Raw genomic sequence first — 21,230 nt, forward strand, 5'->3', positions numbered from 1 at the left:
TTTATGAAAAAAATTGTTCTAATATTCACATCATTATTATTATCAGTATTTCTATTTTATTCTTGTTCTTCAAGCGAATCAGGTGCCAAAAGCGGTAATTCACTTGTAATATATTGCCCTCACCCATTAGAATTCATAAACCCATTAGTAGATGATTTCAAAGCTAAAAACCCTGGAATAAATGTTGATATTATAGCAGCTGGAACAGGAGAACTTCTTAAAAGAGTTGAATCTGAAAAAGATAATCCTTTAGGCGATATACTTTGGGGCGGAACTATAAGTATGGCAAAACCTAAAATTGATTTGTTTGAAAGCTATACATCTACAAATGAAGAGAACATAGCAGAAATATATAAAAATACTGAAGGTGCTTTAACTAGATGTACTGCTGTTCCTAGTATATTAATGGTAAATACTAACTTGGCAGGCGATATAAAAATAGAAGGCTATGAAGATTTACTTAATCCGGCATTAAAAGGAAAAATAGCATTTGCTGATCCTTCTGCCTCTTCATCTTCTTTTGAACATTTGGTAAATATGCTTTATGCTATAGGTAAAGGCGATCCTGAAAAAGGATGGGATTATGTACAAAAATTATGTGCTAATTTAGACGGTAAATTATTAAGCGGTTCTTCTGCTGTTTATAAAGGTGTAGCTGACGGTGAATATACTGTTGGTTTGACTTTCGAAGAAGGCGGTGCTAATTATGTATCTGCTGGTTCTCCTGTTAAATTAGTATATATGAAAGAAGGTGTTATAATCAAACCAGATGGAATATATATAATAAAGAATGCTAAAAACTTAGAAAATGCTAAAAAGTTTGTAGACTATGCTACAAGCTATGATGCTCAAAAAACAATAACTGATAAATTAAATAGAAGATCTGTAAGAGGTGATTTACCTCCTTCTGCTATACTTCAGTCTGTAGATACTATTAATGTTATTACAGACGATGAAGCTGTAGTTGATCAAAACAAACAAAATTGGCTAAACAAATTTAAAGATATTTTCACTAGTATCTAATAAATAAAAACTATGCAAAGAGTATAAATAGTTTTATACTCTTTGTGTTTATAAATTAATAAATAAAAAAGAGAGGTTATAATGAGTGTATCTATATCTATTGAAAATGTAGTAAAACGTTATGAAAAGTTGACAATAATACCTGATCTTTCATTAGAGATAAAAAATGGAGAATTTTTTACTCTTCTTGGACCATCAGGATGCGGTAAAACAACTCTCTTACGTATGATTGCCGGATTTAATACAATAGAAGGCGGAGAAATAAAATTTGATAAAGATGTAATCAACAATATTCCTGCACATAAAAGAAATATTGGTATGGTATTTCAAAACTATGCAATATTTCCGCATATGACTGTTAGAGAAAATGTTGAATACGGATTAAAACTCAGAAAAGAAAATAAAGAATCTATGAAGAAAAAAGTAGATGAAATGCTTCATGTTGTAAAAATAGAAGAATATCAGGACAGACTTCCTGAAAGATTATCCGGAGGACAGCAGCAGAGAGTAGCTTTAGCAAGAGCAATAGTTATCACTCCAAGTGTTTTACTTATGGATGAGCCTCTTTCTAACTTAGATGCTAAATTAAGAATAGAAATGAGAAGTGCAATAAAAGATATACAAAGACATGTAGGTATTACAACTGTTTATGTTACACATGATCAGGAAGAAGCACTTGCAGTATCTGATAGAATAGCTGTAATGAAAAATGGAGTTATACAGCAGGTTGGAAGCCCTGTAAGTATTTATACAAGACCTTATAATGTATTTGTTGCTACTTTCATAGGACATTCAAATTTATTCTATGCAAGCATAAAAATGGAAGGAAACGATACATATATTTTATTTAGATGCGGATATAAATTGAAAATGGATAATTTATTAGATGTTAAAGACGGAGATGAAGTTGTTGTTGGAATAAGGCCTGAAGAATTTTTTGTTAATTCTGAAAATGATGAAGGAATCAAAGCAAAAATTTTATCTAAAACTTTCCTTGGAAAATATACTAATTATTTCTTACATTTCAATGATAATGAAGTTATTCCTGATCAGCCTAGCATAGAATATTCACAAGACTCATCATACACAGATAGAATGTATGAGAAAGATGAAGTTATAACTTTAAAACCTAATGCTAATAAAATAAATGTATTTACTCCAGATATGGAAAAAAGTCTTATTAAAGGAGTAAAAAAATATGAATAAACGTTTAAAAATAGATTTTTGGACTTATATTACTTTAATAATAGCTGTAATTTTTGCTTTATTTTTAGTATATCCATTATTCTCTTTGTTTATAAGTAGTTTTAAAGATCCTGAAACAGGAGCTTGGACTTTAGATAACTTTTTACGTTTCTTCAGCAGAAAATACTATTATCAGGCTCTTGTAAATAGTTTTTCTGTAACTATATGCGTAACTATATTGGCTATAGTAATAGGAACTCCTATGGCATATTTTATGAGTGTTTATAAAATAAAAGGTAAAACTTTTTTAGAAATACTTATAATAATATCTATGATGTCCCCTGCATTTATAGGTGCTTATTCTTGGATACTTTTGCTAGGAAGAAGCGGAGTAGTAACTAAATTTTTTGCTGGATTTGGAATTTCCACTCCTACAATATATGGTTTCGGAGGAATATTATTAGTATTTACTTTGAAATTATATCCATTCATATTTATGTATGTTTCAGGTGCTTTAAGTAAAATAGATGTTTCTTTAATGGAAGCTGCAGAAAGTTTGGGCTGTTCTCCTTTTAAAAAGGTCGTTACAATAGCTATGCCTTTAATAACACCTACTATATTGGCTGGTTCATTATTAGTATTTATGAATGCATTGGCTGATTTTGGTACTCCTATGCTTATAGGTGAAGGATACAGAACTATGCCTACTATGATTTACTCTGAATTCGTAAGCGAAGTAGGAGGAAATGCTAACTTTTCTGCTTCAATGGCTAGTATTATGGTATTTATAACTGCTATGATGTTTATAGCTCAAAAATACTTTGTTAATAAAAAATCATTTACTATGAGTTCTATGAATCCTATAAAACCTAAAGAAATTAAGGGAGTTATGTCTGTATTAGTACATATATTCATTTATTTCATAGTATTTTTATCTATAATACCTCAAATAACTGTTATATATACTTCATTCTTAAAAACAAACAGAGCAATATTTGTTAAAGGATTCTCTTTAAATAGTTATATTTCAATATTCTCTTCTCTTGGAACTTCTATAAAAAATACTTACCTATACGGAATTATAACTATATTTATTATTGTTATAATGGGTATGTTTATAGCATATATTTCAATAAGAAGAAAAAATATTTTAACAAGTGTTATAGATACAATAACTATGTTTCCATATATAATACCTGGATCTGTTTTGGGTATAACACTTCTTTTAGCTTTTAACAAACCTCCTATAATATTAAGCGGAACATCTATGATAATAATAATGTCATTGGTTATAAGAAGAATGCCTTATACTTTAAGATCAAGCTCTGCCATACTATATCAAATAAGCACGAGTATGGAAGAAGCCTCTATAAGTTTAGGAGCTTCTCAAGTAAAAACTTTCTTCAAGATAACTGCTATGATGATGCTTCCCGGTGTTATTTCAGGAGCTATATTAAGCTGGATAACAGTAATTAATGAATTGAGTTCTTCTGTAATATTGTATACAGGAAAGTCAAGAACAATGGCTGTTTCTATTTACCAAGAGGTTATAAGGGCTAGTTATGGAACTGCTGCTGCTTTATCTACAATATTAACCTTGTCAACTATAATATCTCTTTTAATATTCTTCAAATTAACTGGTAAAAAAGAAGTAAGTTTATAATATACAATTAACAATCTATATGGGATCATAGGATAAATATCTTATGATCCCATTTTTTATATTATCTAAAATTATAATTTTCTACTTTATTATATTTACATTTTATGTTATTATTAAGTTTTAATAAAAAAATATTTTACCTATATTAGATTTTTAAGGAGTTTATTACTAATGGGAGCAATGGACTTAGTATTCAAATTAATATTCGGCTCTAAAGAACAAAATGACGCTAAAATATTAAAACCTATAGCAGAAAAAACATTAACCTTTGAAGAAGAGATAAAAAAATTAAGCAATGAAGAACTTACAAATAAAACAAAAGAATTCAGGGAAAGAGTAGAAAAATACATAGGATGCAAAACAGAAGAATTAGATTTAAGCAAAGAAGAAAATAAGAAAAAACTTCAGAATATATTAGATGAAATACTTCCAGAGGCATTTGCTGTGGTTCGTGAGGCTAGTATAAGAACTACAGGAATGAGACACTTTGATGTTCAGGTTATGGGAGGAGCAGTACTTCATCAGGGAAGAATTGCCGAGATGAAAACAGGTGAAGGTAAAACACTTGTTGCTACCCTTGCTGTTTATCTTAATGCTTTAACAGGATTAGGAGTGCATGTTGTTACAGTAAACGATTACCTCGCTAAAAGGGACGCTGAATGGATGACTCCTATATATTCTATGCTTGGTATAAGCGTAGGAATACTTGATAATACAAGACCCCATTCACCTGAAAGAAGAGCCGTTTATAACTGCGATGTTGTTTATGGTACTAACAATGAGTTTGGATTCGACTATTTAAGAGATAATATGGTAACTAGAAAAGAGGATAAAGTTCAAAGAAAATTCTACTTTGCCATAGTCGATGAGGTAGACAGTATTTTGATAGATGAAGCTAGAACTCCTCTTATCATATCAGGACCTGCGGAAAAAAACATAAAAATGTACTATGAAATTGATAGAATCATACCTATGCTTAAACAGGCTGAAGTTGATGAGAGAATGCGTGAGGTAGCAGGCACTGGTGATTATGTACTTGATGAAAAAGATAAAAACGTATACCTTACAGAAGAAGGCGTACACAAAGTAGAAAAACTCCTTAATGTTGAAAACTTGTACGGAGCTCAAAGCAGTACTATAGTTCACCATGTTAATCAGGCATTGAAAGCACATAAAGTATTCAAAAAAGACGTTGATTATATGGTTACCGACGGAGAAGTTTTGATTGTAGATGAGTTTACAGGACGTGTACTTGAGGGAAGACGTTACAGCGACGGACTTCACCAAGCAATAGAAGCTAAAGAAAAAGTTGCTATACAAAATGAATCTCAAACTTATGCTACAATTACATTCCAGAACTATTTCAGAATGTATCCTAAACTTTCTGGTATGACAGGTACTGCTGAAACAGAGGCTGAAGAGTTTTATAAAATATATAAATTAGACGTTGCTGTTATACCTACTAATAAGCCTATAGCAAGACAGGATTTATCAGACAGAATATACAGAACAAGAAAAGCTAAATTTGAGGCTTTGGCAAAATATATTAAAGAACTTCAGGATGCCGGAAAACCTGCTCTTGTAGGTACTGTATCAGTTGAAATGAACGAAGAATTATCAAAAGTATTCAAAAGACATAAAATTAATCATGAAGTATTGAATGCTAAAAACCACTCAAGAGAGGCTGCAATAATAGCACAGGCAGGAGAGCCTGGAGCTGTTACACTTGCTACAAACATGGCAGGCCGTGGTACAGATATTGTGCTTGGAGGAAACCCTGTTGCTAAAGGTGTTGCTGAAATAGAGCAAATACTTGTACTTATGAGAGATAAAGCTTTCAAAGAGAGAGACCCTTACAAAAAAGAGGAATTAACAAAGAAAATAAAATCAATAGACCTTTATAAAGAGGCTTTTGTAAGAAGCGTAATATCTGGAAAAATAGAAGAAGCTAAAGAATTAGCTCAAAAAAATAATGCCGATGAAATGATAGAAAAGATTGACAGAATAATTCAGATAAATGAAAAAGCTAAAGTTGATAAGGAAAGAGTACTTGCTGCAGGCGGTTTGCATGTTATAGGAAGTGAAAGACATGAGGCAAGACGTATTGATAATCAGCTTAGAGGTAGAAGCGGAAGACAGGGAGACCCTGGACTAAGCGTATTTTTCTTATCTCTTGAAGATGATTTAATGCGTTTATTCGGAGGTGAGAGAGTTTCTAAAATGATGCTTGCTATGGGAATGGGCGAAGAAGAAGAGCTAGGACATAAATGGCTTAATAAATCAATAGAAAATGCTCAGAGAAAAGTTGAAGGCAGAAACTTTGATATAAGAAAGCATTTGCTTGAGTATGATGATGTTATGAATCAGCAGCGTATGGCTGTTTACGGCGAGAGAGATTATATACTTTACTCTGATGATATATCTCCTAGAGTAGAAGAAATTATATCTGAAGTTACTGAAGAGACTATTGAAGATATAAGCGGAAATAAAAAGAATGTTGATGCTTTAGAAGTAACTAAATGGCTTAACAGTTATTTGATAGGTATAGATGAAGATGCGGCAAATAAAGCTGTAGAAGGCGGAGTTGATAATGCTGTGAAAAATCTTACTAACCTATTATTAGAAGCATACAGAAAAAAAGCATCTGAAATAGATGAAAAAATATTCAGAGAAGTAGAGAAAAACATATTCCTTTCAATAATAGATAACAGATGGAAGGATCATTTATTTGCTATGGATAGTTTAAGAGAAGGTATAGGACTTAGAGGATATGCTGAGAAAAACCCTCTTACAGAATACAAACTCGAAGGATATAAGATGTTTATGGCTACTATGAATGTTATACATAATGAGCTTGTAAACTTGATAATGAGAGTAAGAATAATACCTAATTCATTTGATACTATTGAAAGAGAAAGTGCATTTGACGGAGGCGTTGAAGAAAAAAGCAGTGCTAGTGCTATGAATGGAGGAAATGCTCAAGCTATTCAAAGCAAAGTAAAAAATGCACAGCCTAATGTTAAAATGGCTCAGAAAATAGGAAGAAATGATCCTTGTCCTTGCGGAAGCGGAAAGAAATATAAGCATTGCCATGGAAAGGATAATCCTCAGTAAATAAAAACAAATAAATTAATATAAAACAAAAGGTATATATAATTGATTTTATATATACCTTTTTTATATTTATGCTTATATAATTTTTATTTCATAGGTAAATAAGGCGAACGTCCTGCAAAACCATAATCAGCAATTTTTCTAGTCAAATCAGAAACGCTTCCATTGAGTCTAGGGGCATATCTGTTATTATTTCCTATAGAATCCAAACACCATTGATATATCTCTATATCTCCGTTAGGCTTAACTATACCTACAGGATCATATTCATAAAAATATTTTAGTCCATCAACAGCGAATTTCACATGACTATTTAAATTATCAGTATCAGCATTAGCCTCCCATCCAAGCTCAACTGCTCCCCATTCTTCAGGAGCTGGTATTCCAAGAATAGCTTTCCATTTAGTAGGAACAGCAAAAGCAAATACAAGTTTAGAATAACTATCTATAGCGATTAAATAATTATCCGTATTTACACCTGCATTTCCTGTAAAACGGTAAAACCAAAACCTTTTTAGTCTAGAACTTTTATTATAGCTATTAGTTGCATTGAAAGTAGGATTCATGTTTTTATACATAAAATATTTTACTCTTCTAACAGGAAAACCAGCAGCTTTTGTATTAGTACCGTTATAATAATATTCATTTCTTAAAGAATCATTTAATTTCCAAGTATCATCTTTTATAAGCATATATCTAGGTTCATTTTTAAGTCCGAAAGAAGCGGCTATAACATAATCATTATCAAGATTAAGAGTAAAGCCTCTATAATTAGGATCATTCCATTCACCGGTTTTAAAAGGGTCATCTTCAGGATTCAAATTTCCCTCTCCCCCAATATCTGGTTCTTCAGTACCTGTGCCATTTTCTTTATTTTGCATTTGCTGATAATAATATCTAGGATCGAATTTGCTTGAACATGCTCTTGATATAACAAGAACCATAATAATAGTTAATATGGATAGAATAATAGTTTTCTTCTGAACTTTTTTTATTATATTTTTCATAAATAATTTCTCTTTATTAAATTAATAATAAAAGTATATATCAAAAGAAATATAAGTAAACAATATATAGTTTAAAATAAGAGATATAAAAAATATTATTTTAATATAGTAAGCTTTTCATTAAAAATAACATTTTGACCTTTATCATTTCTAACAGTTAAAAATAAATTTTGAACGTTATTACCTAAATTCAAAATATAAATATATCCATTATATTTTTCAGAATTAACTTTCAAGTACTGACTTGAAGAAGAAGAATTAATTGTTATAGTTTCATTTATAGTTTCGGAAGATACTGCATCTATAATTAAATTGTCTTTAGATTTGTCGGTAATTGTAACTGTAATACTTTTATCTTTATTTTGATAACTTCCAGCCCTATTGGAAAACTTTATTCCTGCTCCAGCAAAGGGAGAATTACATGAAATTATAAAAATAGAAATCAGTATTATAGAAAGTTTTTTTATCATAGTTTTAATCCATATTATTTTATATAAAATATTATATATCAAAATAAAATATTGTAAAGTGTTATTAATAAAATCAGATTTTTAATATAATCTGCTTTATTATTATAAATTAATAATTAGGTAAATGAACTATATCACAAAGATAAAGTTCATTTCCTATTATATTGAATATATTAGTATTTTAATCTATATATTAATTTCATTGTTCCTGTTTTTTTCTCTTCACCTATTTCAGTTGATTTAAATGTTATAGTAAAATCTTTACTGCTTCCTTTAGTAAGTTCAAATCCTGTTGTATATTCTATAATTCTATCAGCATTATCACCATATATACTGTCAAACACAAAGGCATCTTTTGATTTATCATACTTCAGTTTTACTATAGGTTTTTGAGTATCTATCATAGCACTAGGCCATTCAGAAGTCCAGACATTTCCGCTTGAGTAAACTGTAACATTAGCATCAAGCAATAAATAAATATCTTCTTTTTCAGTATATTCTATTTTCAATTCTTTAGGCGTTGAAGTTATAGTTTTAGTTTCCCCAACTTTGACACTGAATAAACTAGAAAACAAAGTAGTTTTATCAAATTTATTTATAGTTTCAAAATTATCCATAACTCCGGAAGAAGTATTGTATCCAAATCTTATATCATAAGATATGCCGGCTAAACCTTTTTTATAATCTATACCTCCAAAGAAATAATTAGCGCTTACAACATCAACATTCTGTATCTGAATTTGTTCTGCTGTTACAGTCATACTTAATTTTTCATCTACTTTAATAGGCATATAAGGAGAGCGTCCTTCTGTTTCTGTTGCTGAAGCTATTGGTCTTTTCAAATCTATAACATTATTTTTAACTCTTGGTGCATATCTGTTTTTAGCTATAGAATCTAAACACCAATCAAATATTTTAATAGTTTTATCAGAAAGAACTACACCTACAGGGTCATATTCATAAAAATATTTTACACCATATGTATTATTAAAGTATATAGGATTATTTGAACTAGAATCAGCCTCCCAACCCAATTCAACAGATCCCCAAGCTATAGGCATATCTTTTATAATAACACTTTTCCATTTTATAGGAACACCGAATGCAAATACAAGTTTAGAATAGCTGTCTATACATATTAAATAATTATCAACAACATTTCCAGCTGAAGATCCTATTAGATGATAAAAATAAAATCTTTTTAATCTATCACTTTTATTGTATGAACTATTAGGATCGAATGCAGGATTTTTTCCTTTATATAAATAATAAGTAACATCATTAATAGAAAAACTTCCTGCCTTACATGATAATTTTCCGCCATTTTTATAACTATTTTTGGCAGGATCATTTACCGCCCATGATCCTTCTTCAAATCTATAACTAGGCCTATTATTACCGTCAAAATCTGCTCTTATAACCAAATTATCAAGATTTAAATTAAATCCGCCGTAATTAGGATCATTCCAGTCCTTACCGCCGGAAGGGTCAAAAGGATCGTCTTCAGGTGATAAATTTTCACCGCCGCCGCCTATATCAGGATTATCAGGAATATCACCAGAAACTGATGAACCTCTATTATTATAATAGTATCTTGGGTTAAAATAATTTCCGCATGAAATAATAAATGTAATTAATACAAAAAATATGATTAATAAAAAAATTATCTTTTTCATAAATTTACAAACCATTTTAATTTTTATTATATATAAGATATAGGCATCAGGATATTATCCAATGCCTATATTTATTTATCTTTACTCTACAGATTCAAATTTCAAACTATAAGTAACCTCAACCTCTTCTCCGTTTGAAGCATCATTACCTTTCATCCATTTGTATCTTATAGTAAGATCTTTAGTTTCACCTCTCTTAAGAGTAAAATCAGGTGTATAATAACTTATAGTTGTAGAAAGTCCGTCATTATTCATAACAGAGTTTGCAATATCCACAACAAACTGCTCATTATCAGCATCATACTTTAACTTTAATTTAGGCATATCTTTAGAAGCAACCTCTCCGCTTCCTCCTTTTCCAAAGTTATCAGTATCTATGCAAGTTATACCAATAGCTTTAAGTGTATTATATTTAAATATACGCGAAGCTAAATCTATACATACATTTTCATTTATATTTTTAATCTCAAAAGATTTACTTGAATTAAAATTAATATAGTTATTTTTATCTATTTTCTTAACTTCATTTACATATATCATACCTGTAAGACTGCTATCTCTAGGATCTAAATGTTCTATATCAGTTAAAGTACCGTCAGAAATTTCACTATTATAAGCAGAAGCAGATATAGTATATGTAAAGTATCCGTAATCTCTAATATCATCATATTGAGGTTTTAATGACCAACTTAAATATCCTTCAGCACTTCTAGCACTTATATTTTTAAAGCTTTTAGCCATTATTGTTACATTATCTTTTACAGTTGCTTCAACTTTAATAGGCATATAAGGAGATCTTCCAGCAACACCTTTTGAAGCTATAGGTCTGCTTAAATCTATTTTATTTCCTTCTACTCTTGGTCCGTATAATTTATTATTTCCTATTGAATCAGAACACCATTGATAAATTTCTATAGTACCATCTTCATGAACTATACCAACAGGATCATATTCATAGAAATATTGTATGCCGTCTGTTTTATTGAAATATACTTCGCCTCCGGTTTCATAAATTTCATAACCTGATTCAACAGCTCCCCAAGATATAGGCATGTATTTTATCAAAACATTCTCCCATGCCATAGGTACAGCAAAAGCAAATACCAATTTTGAATATTTATCTATACATATTAAATAATTATTTACATCCTTTCCAGCAGAACTTCCTTTTAGTCTATAGAAATAAAATCTCTCCAATCTGCTGCTTTGATTATATTTACTATCAATACTATAATTTGGATTTTTTCCTTTATATAAATAGTAAGTAACACTTCCTATACTAAAATTTCCTGCTTCACATGATAAATTTCCGCCGTTTTTATAAGCATTACTAGCAGGATAAGGATCCCAAGTACCTTTTTCTAATCTGTAAGTAGGTCTGTTATTACCGTCAAAATCTGCTCTTATTACAAGATTATCTAGGTCTAAAGTAAATCCACCATAATCAGGTCTATTCCAATCTCCGGTTTGAAATGGATCGTCTTCAGGTGCTAATCCCTCTCCACCTCCACCTAAATCTGGATTATCAGGAACATTACCCTCACTTGATGATCCTCTATTATTATAATAATATCTTGGATTGAAATAGTTTCCGCATGAAATAATAAATGTAAATGATACAAATAATATAATTAATAAAAAAATTATCTTTTTCATAAAAATCTCCAAATTTTAATTTGGTTATATATACATTAAAAATATAGGCATCAGAGTATTATCCAATGCCTATATTTATTTATCTTTACTGTACAGATTCAAATTTCAAAGTATAAGTAATTTCAAACTCTTCACCATTTGAAGTATCATTACCTTTCATCCATTTGTATCTTATAGTAATATCCTTAGTTTCACCTCTCTTAAGAGTAAAATCTGCAGGATAAGAACTTATAGTTGTAGAAAGATCATTATTACTCATAACAGAATTTTCAGTATCCACAACAAACTGTTCATTATCAACATCATACTTTAATTTCAAAATAGGTGCTGAAACAGCTGCCATATTTCCGCTGCCTCGTTGTCCAAATTTAGCAGTATCGGCAAAGGATGTTTCTTTATTGTATTTATCAACACGAGAAGCTAATTCTATAGTAGCACCTTTTTCTATACTCCTTACCTCAGCTACTATTTGAGAAGAGAAGTTAACTTGACCTCCAACAGATATATCTTTTGTTTCACTTAAGTATATCATACCTGTAGTAGATTCAGATCTAGGGTCTAAGTTTTCTATATTCTGTAAAACTCCGCTTCCCATTTCATTATTATAAGCGGTTCCTGCTATTGTATATGTAAACCAAGCATTATTTTGAATATCGCCTCCAAAAATTCCTGCCCAATATACTCTACTTTTTACACTCACATTTTTCAAGCTTTTAGCCATTATTGTTACATTGTCTTTAGTACCAGCTTCTACTTTAATAGGCATATAAGGAGAACGTCCTGCAACATCTTTTGAAGCTATAGGTCTGTCTAGATTTATTACATTACCTTCTACTCTAGGACCATATCTATTTCCAGCTATTGAATTCAAACACCAATCATATATTTTTATAGTGTTATCAGGAAGAACTATACCTACAGGGTCATATTCATAAAAATATTGTACGCCATCTGTATTATTGAAATATATAGGCTTACCTGTTTCACTATCAGTTTCCCAACCTAACTCAACTGCCCCCCAAGCTATAGGCATCCATTTTATAACAGCCCATTCCCATTTTGTAGGAACGCCGAAAGCAAATACCAATTTTGAGTAGCTATCTATACATATTAAATAGTTATCAACAGGTTTTCCTGCAGAACTTCCAACTAAATGATAGAAATAAAATCTTTCCATTCTGCTGCTCTGATTATATGAACTATTAGGATCATATGTAGGATTTTTCCCTTTATACATATAATAAGTAACATTACCTATAGTAAAACTTCCAGCAGCAGATGATAAATTACCGCCATTTTTATAGCTGTTTTTGGCAGGATTATGTGAAGTCCAAGTACCCTTTTCTAATCTGTAAGTAGGTCTGTTATTACCATCAAAATCTGCTCTTATTACAAGCTCATCAAGGTTTAAAGTAAATCCGCCGTAATTAGGATCATTCCATGGTTTATCTCCATTATCATTATTAAAAGGATCGTCTTCAGGAGATAACCCCTCTCCTCCTCCGCCTATATCAGGGTTATCAGGAACATTACCCTCACTTGATGATCCTCTGCTATTATAATAATATCTTGGATTGAAATAATTTCCGCAAGACATTAAAAATATTGATATTATAGAAATAAATAGTAAATAATATATTTTCTTCATAATTTACTCCTAATTTATCCTTTAAATGCTAAACCTAAAGTTAATCCGAAATCTAATGAATTGATAAAATATGATGGTAAAGGTGTATCAGTAGTAAAATTAGGTCTTACCTGATGCATCAAATCAAGCAAGCTCTGAGGCATAGTTATGTAACCTGGAGAATATACATTAAATCTAGTGTAAGCTCCCAATATTACCTCAACTCTGTCATTTACAGGCTGATTATATTCAAGCATAAATTTTATACTAAACATTACAGGATTCATATTTTTTATCATGAAATCAGTTACTATTATTTCACCTATTTCAGGAGCCAAAGCACTATTATCATCAGCATAAGCCAAATATTCAGGTGATAAATCAGCTATTAATTTTCCTCCTAAATGCAAGCCTAATGCAAGTCTGCTGTTAAAAAAATATGCTTTTGTACCTACTCCGAAACTTATCACAGGAGCATAGCTTACATTAATAAACATATTAACTGTAACACCTTCAATGGTATTACCAGCAACCTGTCCTGCAAATCCGTTTCCAACTCCTATAGAAGCAAATACGCTCATTCCGCTGAATTTATCAGGACTCATACTAAACCATCTTTCAGCGCCAAATAAATATCCAAGTTCAGCCTCTCCGTCCATAGTGTAACCTACTGAACCCTTCATATATGCTGCACCCAATTTATCCAAATCTTCAGCACTTATAGAAGGCAATGTAGCAGAACCATTGAAGTTTGCCTTTAATGCCCAAATAAATCCTTCATCAAAAGTATAAGCTAATGAAAAACTAGCCAGTAGTAAAATGTTAATAAATACCTTTTTCATAATAAAATAATTTTCTCCTATATAAAAAATCGACATAATATTCAAAATGTTTATATTGAATTGTACTATCTTTTAGTTTTTAGTAAATACTGTTTTCCTATGGTTTTACAAAAAATTTACTATTATGTTTCTTTATTTTTAAAAAATACTACATATTGAACATAAAAATTAGACATTTAATAATTTTTGTATTAGTTTTTTTAGACATTTTTGTAAGAATGTTTATTTTAACATAGTTAATTCATACTATTTGAGTATATTTATTTTTTAATGGTGTCTTTATAAGATTTGATTGTTTTATAAGGAGGCTTCAATTGAAAATTTATTATGTTACTATACCAGTTAACATAATCAAATCTATTAACTTCAGCCATTATTGAATGTTTCTCATCTGAATGTATATCATATTTTGGAAACATCATCGCTATAGTCTGAACAATGTAATAAGAAAATATATTTTTTAATGTTTCGTTATCTAAAGATGAATTTAAAAACTGATAAGTACTTATTATAGAAATTGATTTGCAAGGTTTTATATTATTATTTTCAACGACTATTCTATCTACAAATCCTCCGTCTGCAATAGATTTAGCACTCATTCCTCTATAATTCGAAGTTAATGGCATATTCACTATCACTATAGAGCTATCTTTAAATTCATTGGCAATTATTCTCCAATATAAAGACGTAAATATAAATAATCTTTTTGCATCAAGAAGCTCATTTCTGCCTTTTACAGGAGTATTCCAAACATTTAATATGCTTTGTTCATAAGAAGGTGCAATGTTTTCAGCTATCTGTTTTAAAGGTGTTCCATATTCATATCCGAATAATTTTTTTATATTAAAACTAGTTTCATTTGAAAGAGAATATAATATATCTTTCTCCAATTGAGAATAATCTATATTTTTTATATCTATAAAATCTCTTTTGAATATATCTGCATTTTCTGTTATTATTTTTCTATTATCTTCATAGAATTTATTATCATCTATACCATTTTTCAAATTATATTTTATTTTATATTCTAATATATCATAGGTAAGTTTTGACAAATCATCATCAAAAATATCAAGAAAATCACCAGGAGTAAAACCGACAATACTGTCATCTTTAATATAAGTGATGTTAACATTATATACTTTATCTTTATTTAGAGGTTCATTACTTTTTTGACATGATAAAAAGAATATCAAAAATAAAAATACTATATTACTCAGGTATTTCACCGCTAACACCCATAGCTTCAACTTTTTCAGTATCTATATAATACTTTATTTCTCTAGCCCTTACAACACTGTCTTTTTGTTTCAAATAAGGACTTTCACCCCAAAGCCTTAAATATTTATCTTCATCAAAATATGTAGCCCAAGCACTTTGAGAATTCATATCTTTACCTTCTACATGTACATTTCCATTAGCTCTGAGTTTTTCTTCATCATTAAACATCTGCATAGTTACAGAGGTAATCTTAATACTTCTATCCTCTACATAAGCTTTAGGATTTCCGCTTACTGTTGCTACTTTAGTATCAGGGTCAAGATGAAGCAAATCTCCTTCTAATGATAAACTTTCATCATAATCAATCATAACAACATCATTATGAAATATAACATCTTTAAACTTTTCATCTTTTTTATATTCTATCCATTCCCCAAAAGCTATAATTCCTCTGTCTGGTATTCTAACAGAAGGATCCTGATACATATAAATATGCTCATTCTCTATTTCATATTCTATATATCCGCCTTTAAGTATCATATTTTCTTCATAAAAGTAGGCTGTAACATTTCCATAGGCATATAAAGTACGTGTATTATTATCCTTTCCGCCGTACTCATTCAAAAATAATCTGTCTGCCACTATGATATTATAATTACTTACATTACCATTTTTTTTATTTGTTTCAGAAGAGTTTATATAATTATTAGTTTGAAGCACATATATCTTTCCTCTTCCCATAACATTAGCAGCCGATTTTTTAGCATTATACTCCAATATTTCACCTTCTAATCTATCAGCCCCTTGATAAAGCCTAGGATTTCCTGTAAGAACGGCAGTTTCAGCATCCATATCATAAATTAAATTATCAGCATATCCGTCTGTTTTTCTTTTAGTTTCTCTATCAACATGTGTTAAATGTACATTACTGCTAGCCTTGGCTATTGGCGTATTAAAGTCTCTTTCCATAAATGAGCTTCTTATAGTCATATTATTTGTAGGAGATCTTAAAACAGGATTATTTTTAACATAAGCATATCTAGTTTTTCCATTATAGCTTGCATATCCGCCTGTTATTGTAGAACCATTAGTTTTACTTAAAAGTTTAACTCCTCCGCTGAATGTAGCTAATTCTGTTTCTTGATAAAATGTCATAACATGGCTTGTAATTACAGCGGATGAATCTTCCATTTTGGAATTACCAGTATATTGAAAAACCTTTTTCTTGTTATTGTATGTAAACTTATCAGCACTTCTTCTAGATTGAGCAATTAATGACAATGCCAATATAAATAATATAACAGTAACAAAAACTTTATTGACCTTCAGCAACTGGAACTCCTATAGCATCACCTTCATCAACTTCATTATATATAGTAATATGTTCTAAACTCATATCACCTTCCATACTGCTTCCTGTAAGCCAACTGCCATTTTCTTGTTCTACTCGAATAGGAACAGGGCTTTTAAATTGCTGTTTCTCATTATCCCATTGAAGATACTCAGTATAAAGTATTGTATTATTTGATGCTTTAACGATAACATTTGTATATATTTGAGTGAATAATGTTTCCTGATTTACTGTAATAAATTCACCTGATACGCTGGCAGCTACAGTATTATTAGAATCATATGTATAAGTTCTGCTTTCATAAAGTTCTACAACTTTCTTTTTATTATAAAATTTGGCATTAGTAGCAAAAGAATCTAATTGTTTAAAATTAGTATCATAGTTTTCTCTTCTGAAACCATAAAATTCCATATCTGGAGGAGGTACAAAATCATCTTCTTGTTTAAATTCTTTACCAAGATCATTAAAATTAGTGCATGAAACACATAAGAGTAAGAATAATATATTAAATTTGACTAATAATTTCATTATAAATACCCTTAGATTTAAGTATCATATCTATTACTACTCTAACAGCACCATATCCCCCTCTTTTATGAATTATAACATCAGCAACTTTCAAAGCTTCATGATGGGCATCTTTAGGAGAAAAAGATATTCCCACATATTTCATAACACTTAAATCTATTAAATCATCGCCTATATAAGCTATCTCTTCTTTCTTTAAACCATATTTTTCAATTAAAGTTAAAATAATAGGCATTTTATTTTCTTTACCAAGTATTAGATCTTCGAATCCATGTTTTCTAAACTTATCAAATCTTGTTTTTATGGCATTAGAATTACTTCCGGAAATAACGGCAACTTTAATACCAGCTTTTAATGCTAAAACTACCCCCATACCATCTTGAGTATTAAAAAATTTACTTTCAACACCATTATCATCAAATATTAATCTTCCGTCAGTCATAACTCCGTCTATATCGGATACTAGAAGCTTAACTTTCTTTAACTTATTTTTATTAAATAGATATGAAATATAATCTCTGATATTCATTTTAAGAAACTTTTATTAAGGTATTGGATAAAACATTTTGGGGCTTACAGGACTCGAACCTGCCCACCCGGTTTAGGAAACCAGTGCTCTATCCTGATGAGCTAAAGCCCCTTATATAAAGAAGCTATTTAGTTTTATAAAAATCGGAGAGTGTGGGACTCGAACCCACATGGGTGTTAGCCCGGCGGTTTTCAAGACCGCTGCTCTACCAATTGAACGAACTCTCCAAATAGATATGGATTGTATTATAACATATATAAAATTTATTTCAAGTTTTTTTTTTAAATTTCATTCATCTTTAAAAAATGCCCTTCGAAAATAAAGACCATGGGCTGGTGCTGTTACAAATGCTTTTGCTCTGTCCTCACTTTTCAGTATATCTTCTATAAAGTTAATAGGCTTTTTTTTCTTCTGCCCCTCTACTAAAGTACCAACGATTATTCTAACCATATTATGAAGGAAAGCATTGCCTCTAATAATAAAATATATAGTATCTCCTTTTCTTATAGCTTTAACTCTCTCTAAATATCTAAATTTAGAATCATTCTCATCTTCTGTAGAACAAAATGATGTAAAATTATGCTCCCCTATTAAATATCTTGCATATTCATTAATTAACTTCTCATCTATAACATTTTTTCTATAGAACCAAGCATATCTCTCATAAAAAGGAAAAGAAGTACTGCTGTTATGAACTATATATAAATATTCCCTAAAAGTAGCTGAAGCCCTAGCATTAAAACTATCCGGCATCTCTTCAGCTTTTATTATTCTTAAATCTCTATCTAAATATGAATTCAAAGCTATATGAACCTTATTAATAGGAACCAGCATTTTAGGTACTCTAAAATTAGCCACCTGTCCTAAAGCATGAACTCCTGCATCCGTCCTTCCGCATCCATATATAGTAATTTTTTCACCATATACTTTCTGAACGGCCTTATATATTTCACCCTGAACCGTTCTTAAATTAGGCTGTATCTGCCAACCGTAAAAATCTGTACCGTCATATTGTATTGTTATCTTTATATTATTCATATTTTCTAAAAAATAAAAGCCTATATAATATTTTATACAGGCTTTCATATACTAATAAAATTTTAATTATTATAAATCTGCTGGTATTGTAACACCTAGTTTATTTGCTGCATTAGTATTAATTTCTAATACAGGATTTTGCATATATTCTATAGGCATGTCAGCAGGGTTAGATTCACCTTTTAATATTTTTACTGCCTGAGTAGCTGTTAATTTTCCTAATTCATAATAATCTATACCATAAGTAGCAAGTCCACCCGCATTAAGCATAGCAGCCTCTCCGCATATTACAGGTATATTAGCAGGTCCTGTAACACCTATAACATTTGCCATACCAGCTGATACCATATTATCTGTAGGTACATATATAACATCTACTTTACCTACTAAACTCTGAACTACCTGCTGTAAATCATTAGGAGTTGTTACTGTAGCATCTACATATGATAAACCTAATTCATTTGCTTTTGCTTTGGCAATATCTATTTGAAATTTAGAATTCTGCTCACTGGAACTATACAAGAAACCTACATTTTTAGCATTTGGAATTAACTTCTTCAATAATTCCATTTGTTCTTTTACAGGTGTTAAATCAGAAGTACCTGTAACATTTCCGCCAGGCATTTTATTATCTGCAACCAATTTTGAATCTGCAGGATCAGTAACTGCTGTTATAAGTATAGGTATATCTTTAGTTAAATTAGCTACAGCCTGTGCTGCAGGTGTTGCTATTGCTAATATCAAATCTACTTTATCATTAATAAATTTCTGAGATATTGTAACACAATTTGCCTGTTCACCCTGAGCATTTTGATAATCTATGATAACATTTTTACCATCTTCATATCCGGCTTCTTTCAAACCATCAACAAAACCTTTATTGGCCTGATCTAATGCATAATGTTCAACAAGCTGAAGTATTCCTATTTTTTTTACTTCACTATTCAAAAGTGAAATATTTTCATTATCTTTTTTTGACGAACATGATGCAATAAATAATATTACAATAGATAAAGCAATAAATAACTTTTTCATTATTATATCTCCTTTAAAAATCATATAATTACTATTATTAGTATAATATAATACAGAAGTAATAAAGTCAAATAAAATTTACAAATATATATTCATCATAATTGAATTTTATTGAAAATAATATATTTTATGATATCATCATTTATAATATTTTAATTTAATATGGGGAATAAAAATTGATTAGACATTCCAGACCTACTATAAGAAAAAAAGATTTAGAATCCGCTTTAAAAGTAATGATTAGCGATAATCTTGCTACAGGAGATGTTATACAAGAATTTGAAAGAAGTTTTGCTAATTATTTCGGCAAGGGTTTTACAGCAATATTTGTTAATAGCGGAACTGCTGCATTAGAACTTATATTAAGACATTTAAAAGTTGGTGAAGGCGATGAAGTTATAATGTCATCTTTTCTTAATGCCTCACCTCTTCAAGTAGTTACAAGTTTAAAAGCTACTCCTGTTTTAATAGATATAGACGAAGACAGTTTTCAAATATCTATGGATAATGTTATAGAGGCTATCAATGAAAAAACTAAAGCAATTATAGTTTCTCATATGTTTGGAAATTGTGCGTTAATTGATGAGCTTGCTGATATAAAAGTGCCTGTTATAGAAGATGCTTCTCATAGTTTGGGAGGCAAATACAGAGATACTTTACTTGGAAGTTTCGGAGATTTTGCATACTTCTCTCTTTCTGCAACTAGAATGATAACTTCAGGCGGTGCAGGAGGAATGATACTTACAAAGAAAAAAGGAATGGATGCTATAAGAGATATAATTCACTATGATAAAAAAGAAAATTTTATAAGAAGATTCAATTATTGCGCAACTGATCTTCAGGCTTCAATAGGTATAGAAGAACTTAAACATCTTGAAAGAATGGTTGAAGTAAGAAGTGATATAGCTTCGTTTTATGATAATGCTATACTTGAAAGCAATTTAATGAAATTATCTACTCATGATAGTGAAAGCCCTTCTCATTATAGATATGTATGTATGCTTAACGGCAGTATGAATATATACGATGCTATAAAAATGTTTGAAAGACATAATGTAGAAGCGGCAAGACCTATATTTAAACCTCTGCATCAGTATCTTAATTTACCTAATGAAAATTATCCTAATACTGAGAATGCATATTTAAAAAGCATATCATTGCCTATATACCCTACTTTGCAAAAAAATGAAGCTGAGCTAATTTGCAAACTTATAAAACAGATAAGATGATGTATAATATACTTTTTAGCGATTATATGGGAAAAT

17 protein-coding genes and 2 tRNA genes are annotated in these 21,230 nt (G+C 30.0%); 5 read left to right on the plus strand and 14 right to left on the minus strand.

Features of this window, described 5'->3' with window-relative positions:
- Positions 1-3: 3 nt before the first annotated feature.
- The 4 genes from BHYOB78_RS08735 (at position 4) to secA (ending at position 6,985) form a co-directional block, all read left to right on the plus strand.
- Positions 4-1,023, plus strand: coding sequence for an ABC transporter substrate-binding protein (locus BHYOB78_RS08735; RefSeq protein ID WP_065203237.1), 1,020 nt, complete (start codon positions 4-6; stop codon positions 1,021-1,023).
- A gap of 81 nt (positions 1,024-1,104) precedes the next feature.
- On the plus strand, positions 1,105-2,229 hold the full coding sequence (locus BHYOB78_RS08740) for an ABC transporter ATP-binding protein (protein ID WP_020063876.1): 1,125 nt from the start codon (positions 1,105-1,107) through the stop codon (positions 2,227-2,229).
- Positions 2,222-3,871, plus strand: a complete 1,650-nt coding sequence (locus tag BHYOB78_RS08745; RefSeq protein WP_012670413.1) for an ABC transporter permease — start codon at positions 2,222-2,224, stop codon at positions 3,869-3,871. Before BHYOB78_RS08740 ends, BHYOB78_RS08745 begins: the two co-directional genes overlap by 8 nt.
- Positions 3,872-4,042: 171 nt before the next feature.
- Positions 4,043-6,985: a preprotein translocase subunit SecA gene (gene secA, locus BHYOB78_RS08750; protein ID WP_012670414.1), complete on the plus strand. Its 2,943-nt coding sequence runs from the start codon at positions 4,043-4,045 to the stop codon at positions 6,983-6,985.
- Between the two features lie 86 nt (positions 6,986-7,071).
- Here the strand turns inward: secA and BHYOB78_RS08755 are convergent, their stop codons facing one another.
- The 14 genes from BHYOB78_RS08755 to BHYOB78_RS08820 form a co-directional block, all read right to left on the minus strand.
- Positions 7,072-7,992: a hypothetical protein gene (locus BHYOB78_RS08755; protein ID WP_012670415.1), complete on the minus strand. Its 921-nt coding sequence runs from the start codon at positions 7,990-7,992 to the stop codon at positions 7,072-7,074.
- Positions 7,993-8,087: 95 nt separating this feature from the next.
- Positions 8,088-8,462: a hypothetical protein gene (locus BHYOB78_RS08760; protein WP_012670416.1), complete on the minus strand. Its 375-nt coding sequence runs from the start codon at positions 8,460-8,462 to the stop codon at positions 8,088-8,090.
- A 173-nt stretch (positions 8,463-8,635) separates the two neighbouring features.
- Complete coding sequence (locus tag BHYOB78_RS08765) at positions 8,636-10,138, minus strand: hypothetical protein (RefSeq protein WP_020063877.1); 1,503 nt, start codon at positions 10,136-10,138, stop codon at positions 8,636-8,638.
- Positions 10,139-10,219: 81 nt separating this feature from the next.
- Positions 10,220-11,794 (minus strand): hypothetical protein, encoded by a 1,575-nt coding sequence (locus BHYOB78_RS08770; protein ID WP_012670418.1) that lies wholly within the window; start codon positions 11,792-11,794, stop codon positions 10,220-10,222.
- A gap of 85 nt (positions 11,795-11,879) precedes the next feature.
- Positions 11,880-13,442 carry a hypothetical protein gene (locus BHYOB78_RS08775; RefSeq protein WP_020063878.1) on the minus strand — a complete coding sequence of 521 codons (1,563 nt, stop codon included), beginning with the start codon at positions 13,440-13,442 and terminating at the stop codon, positions 11,880-11,882.
- Positions 13,443-13,456: 14 nt separating this feature from the next.
- Positions 13,457-14,263 (minus strand): hypothetical protein, encoded by an 807-nt coding sequence (locus tag BHYOB78_RS08780; protein ID WP_012670420.1) that lies wholly within the window; start codon positions 14,261-14,263, stop codon positions 13,457-13,459.
- Between the two features lie 260 nt (positions 14,264-14,523).
- On the minus strand, positions 14,524-15,492 hold the full coding sequence (locus tag BHYOB78_RS08785) for a hypothetical protein (protein ID WP_020063880.1): 969 nt from the start codon (positions 15,490-15,492) through the stop codon (positions 14,524-14,526).
- Positions 15,476-16,816: an LptA/OstA family protein gene (locus BHYOB78_RS08790; protein WP_020063881.1), complete on the minus strand. Its 1,341-nt coding sequence runs from the start codon at positions 16,814-16,816 to the stop codon at positions 15,476-15,478. Before BHYOB78_RS08790 ends, BHYOB78_RS08785 begins: the two co-directional genes overlap by 17 nt.
- Complete coding sequence (lptC, locus tag BHYOB78_RS08795) at positions 16,800-17,363, minus strand: LPS export ABC transporter periplasmic protein LptC (protein ID WP_020063882.1); 564 nt, start codon at positions 17,361-17,363, stop codon at positions 16,800-16,802. Before lptC ends, BHYOB78_RS08790 begins: the two co-directional genes overlap by 17 nt.
- Positions 17,341-17,892 carry a KdsC family phosphatase gene (locus BHYOB78_RS08800; RefSeq protein ID WP_012670424.1) on the minus strand — a complete coding sequence of 184 codons (552 nt, stop codon included), beginning with the start codon at positions 17,890-17,892 and terminating at the stop codon, positions 17,341-17,343. The genes lptC and BHYOB78_RS08800 overlap by 23 nt, the downstream gene beginning before the upstream one ends.
- A 38-nt stretch (positions 17,893-17,930) precedes the next feature.
- Positions 17,931-18,003 (minus strand) — tRNA-Arg (locus BHYOB78_RS08805).
- Between the two features lie 33 nt (positions 18,004-18,036).
- A tRNA-Ser gene (locus BHYOB78_RS08810) sits at positions 18,037-18,119 on the minus strand.
- 61 nt (positions 18,120-18,180) lie between these two features.
- The gene (gene truA / locus BHYOB78_RS08815; protein WP_012670425.1) at positions 18,181-18,930 is read right to left on the minus strand and encodes a tRNA pseudouridine(38-40) synthase TruA; all 750 of its coding nucleotides are present in this window, start codon (positions 18,928-18,930) and stop codon (positions 18,181-18,183) included.
- A gap of 69 nt (positions 18,931-18,999) precedes the next feature.
- On the minus strand, positions 19,000-19,965 hold the full coding sequence (locus BHYOB78_RS08820; RefSeq protein ID WP_020063884.1) for an ABC transporter substrate-binding protein: 966 nt from the start codon (positions 19,963-19,965) through the stop codon (positions 19,000-19,002).
- 176 nt (positions 19,966-20,141) lie between these two features.
- On the opposite strand from BHYOB78_RS08820, the gene BHYOB78_RS08825 reads away from it, so the two are divergent.
- Positions 20,142-21,194: a DegT/DnrJ/EryC1/StrS family aminotransferase gene (locus BHYOB78_RS08825; RefSeq protein ID WP_012670427.1), complete on the plus strand. Its 1,053-nt coding sequence runs from the start codon at positions 20,142-20,144 to the stop codon at positions 21,192-21,194.
- Positions 21,195-21,230 lie beyond the last annotated feature (36 nt).

It is taken from the genome of Brachyspira hyodysenteriae ATCC 27164 (genome assembly GCF_001676785.2).
In the GTDB taxonomy this organism is placed as follows: Bacteria; Spirochaetota; Brachyspiria; order Brachyspirales; family Brachyspiraceae; genus Brachyspira; species Brachyspira hyodysenteriae.

Bases quoted from the DNA above. Each gene is read 5' to 3' on its own strand.
- BHYOB78_RS08735 (WP_065203237.1), top strand. From the start codon at position 4: ATGAAAAAAATTGTTCTAATATTCACATCATTATTATTATCAGTATTT.
- BHYOB78_RS08740 (WP_020063876.1), top strand. From the start codon at position 1,105: ATGAGTGTATCTATATCTATTGAAAATGTAGTAAAACGTTATGAAAAG.
- BHYOB78_RS08745 (WP_012670413.1), top strand. From the start codon at position 2,222: ATGAATAAACGTTTAAAAATAGATTTTTGGACTTATATTACTTTAATA.
- secA (WP_012670414.1), top strand. From the start codon at position 4,043: ATGGGAGCAATGGACTTAGTATTCAAATTAATATTCGGCTCTAAAGAA.
- BHYOB78_RS08755 (WP_012670415.1), bottom strand. From the start codon at position 7,992: ATGAAAAATATAATAAAAAAAGTTCAGAAGAAAACTATTATTCTATCC.
- BHYOB78_RS08760 (WP_012670416.1), bottom strand. From the start codon at position 8,462: ATGATAAAAAAACTTTCTATAATACTGATTTCTATTTTTATAATTTCA.
- BHYOB78_RS08765 (WP_020063877.1), bottom strand. From the start codon at position 10,138: ATGAAAAAGATAATTTTTTTATTAATCATATTTTTTGTATTAATTACA.
- BHYOB78_RS08770 (WP_012670418.1), bottom strand. From the start codon at position 11,794: ATGAAAAAGATAATTTTTTTATTAATTATATTATTTGTATCATTTACA.
- BHYOB78_RS08775 (WP_020063878.1), bottom strand. From the start codon at position 13,442: ATGAAGAAAATATATTATTTACTATTTATTTCTATAATATCAATATTT.
- BHYOB78_RS08780 (WP_012670420.1), bottom strand. From the start codon at position 14,263: ATGAAAAAGGTATTTATTAACATTTTACTACTGGCTAGTTTTTCATTA.
- lptC (WP_020063882.1), bottom strand. From the start codon at position 17,363: ATGAAATTATTAGTCAAATTTAATATATTATTCTTACTCTTATGTGTT.
- BHYOB78_RS08800 (WP_012670424.1), bottom strand. From the start codon at position 17,892: ATGAATATCAGAGATTATATTTCATATCTATTTAATAAAAATAAGTTA.
- truA (WP_012670425.1), bottom strand. From the start codon at position 18,930: ATGAATAATATAAAGATAACAATACAATATGACGGTACAGATTTTTAC.
- BHYOB78_RS08820 (WP_020063884.1), bottom strand. From the start codon at position 19,965: ATGAAAAAGTTATTTATTGCTTTATCTATTGTAATATTATTTATTGCA.